The sequence below is a fragment of the Streptomyces sp. ATexAB-D23 genome, assembly GCF_000373645.1.
GTDB classification, from domain to species: Bacteria; Actinomycetota; Actinomycetes; order Streptomycetales; family Streptomycetaceae; genus Streptomyces; species Streptomyces castrisilvae.
The window spans coordinates 1-1,307 of the sequence record NZ_KB892084.1; the positions used below are offsets into that span (position 1 = coordinate 1).

At 68.9% G+C, this 1,307-nt stretch carries 1 protein-coding gene; it reads left to right on the forward strand.

Annotation, left to right across the window (positions count from 1 at the left end):
- On the forward strand, positions 1 to 1,307 hold a 1,307-nt coding region (locus B082_RS37295; protein WP_037711502.1), incomplete at both ends, for an acyl carrier protein.

The window sequence follows — 1,307 nt, forward strand, 5'->3', positions numbered from 1 at the left end:
CTGGCGCTGTTCGATGCGGGTCTGGCGTCCGGGCGGGCCGCTCTGGTTCCGTTGCCGATCGACGTCACCGCGCTGCGGACTCGTACCGACACCATTCCCGCCCTCCTCCGCGACCTCGCACCCACCACCACCAGGCGACCCGCCGCTCGCGCGGTGGCTGGAGCCGGAGACGGGCAGGAGCTGCTTCGCAGCCTGGCGGGACTCGACGACGACGAGCGCGCCCGCAAGCTACTGGAGATGGTCCGCGGCCGAGTGGCCAAGGTGCTGGGCCACGCGTCGGCCCAGGCCATCGAGGCGGACCGGCCTTTCCAGGATCTCGGCTTCGATTCGCTCAGCGCAGTCGAACTCCGCAACGAACTGAACCTGACGACCGGGCTCAGGCTTCCCGCGACGCTCGTCTTCGACTACCCGACTTCACGCGCCGTAGCGGGGTACATCGACGGCGAGCTGGATGGAAGCGGGACGCGGGAGACGGAACAGCGTGGCAGCAGCCTCGCCGTGCAGGCCCTGGACGACGAGCCGATCGTCATCGTGGGCATGGCGTGCCGCTACCCGGGCGGAGTGACTTCCCCCGACGATCTGTGGGATCTCGTCGCTGAAGGCCGTGACGCGGTTTCCGGATTTCCGCTCGACCGCGGCTGGGACATCGACGGCGTGTACGACCCCGAGCCGGGAGTGCCGGGCAAGACCTACGCGAACGAGGGCGGCTTCCTCTACGACGCCGGTGACTTCGATCCGGCGTTCTTCGGCATCAGTCCGAACGAGGCCCTGATCATGGACCCGCAGCAGCGACTCCTGCTGGAGGCGTCCTGGGAGGCCTTCGAAAACGCGGGCATCGATCCCCGGTCCCTGAAGGGGACCAGGACGGGTGTCTTCGCCGGACTGATGTACCACGACTACGGCCAGGGAACGGAGGCCGCCGCGACCACGGGAGGCAGCCTGGTGTCAGGCCGCATCTCCTACACGCTGGGCCTTGAAGGGCCTTCCCTGACGGTTGATACCGCGTGTTCGTCGTCGCTCGTGAGCCTGCACCTGGCGGCCCAGGCGCTGCGGTCGGGCGAGTGCTCGATGGCACTGGCCGGCGGCGTGGCCGTGATGTCCACCCCGGACATGTTCGTGGAGTTCAGCCGCCAGCGGGGCCTGGCGAAGGACGGGCGGTGCAAGTCGTTCGCGGGTGCTGCGGATGGTGCTGCGTGGTCGGAGGGTGTGGGCGTCCTGTTGGTCGAGCGCTTGTCCGATGCGCGTCGGCTGGGCCATGAGGTGTTGGCCGTGGTGCGGGGCAGCGCGGTGAATCAGGATGGTGCGAG